We start from the raw sequence: 813 nt of genomic DNA on the forward strand, positions 1-813 counted from the left end.
TTCGGCAGAAAACTGAGTAAAGGCTACGCCACCGGTGGCAAAAACAAGGGTACGGTCGAACGCATATCCGGCACGGGCCCGTATCGAGGCCAGGTAGCTGCTGCCGATATCAACATCCCGGTTACCGAACCGTGTGTTGATGGTGACGGTTTCGTCGTTCCAGACTCCTTCGGCAGAAAACTGAGTAAAGGCTACGCCACCGGTGGCAAAAACAAGGGTACGGTCGAACGCATATCCGGCACGGGCCCGTATCGAGGCCAGGTAGCTGCTGCCGATATCAACATCCCGGTTACCGAACCGTGTGTTGATGGTGACGGTTTCGTCGTTCCAGACTCCGTTAATGTCGCCTTCGACACCGAGCACCCAAGCGCCGAACTGCCAGTTGTAGCCGGCATAGGCACCGAGAAGGCCACCGTTGAAGCTGTCATCGAATATACCGGTGTCAGGTCCATTGACGCTACTGTTGGACCACAGGCCGCCACCCTGAATACCGAGGTAGCCGCCAGTCCAGCTAAAAATTGGGGCTTCTTGAACCACAGGCACTGGTGCTGGCGGTTCTTCMATCACSGCATCGGCTGCGTAAGCGCTCGTGCTGGCCAATCCTGCCAGGAGTACAAAGGGGTAAACTCTCATCAGTTCATTCCATCCTGATTTCAGGCCCCCGCCTTACTGACCATAAATATCAGCACTTGCTAAWWAATACTGTCACATGGTTGCMACAGAGTGGAATGGAATGCCGCAGCCGGGCAACCGGGTGCTGGCGGCGAATAGACGTGTTTGGACATACATTCACGAAAGCCCGAGGCCAAAGGA

General features: G+C 55.7%; 1 protein-coding gene. It reads right to left on the reverse strand.

From position 1 onward, the window contains the following. Positions 1-537: outer membrane protein (locus AC1DWF_RS33460; RefSeq protein ID WP_476842801.1), on the reverse strand; the 537-nt coding region annotated here is incomplete at its 3' end. Positions 538-813: the final 276 nt, after the last annotated feature.

The organism is Aminobacter sp. P4_D5, from assembly GCF_056401815.1.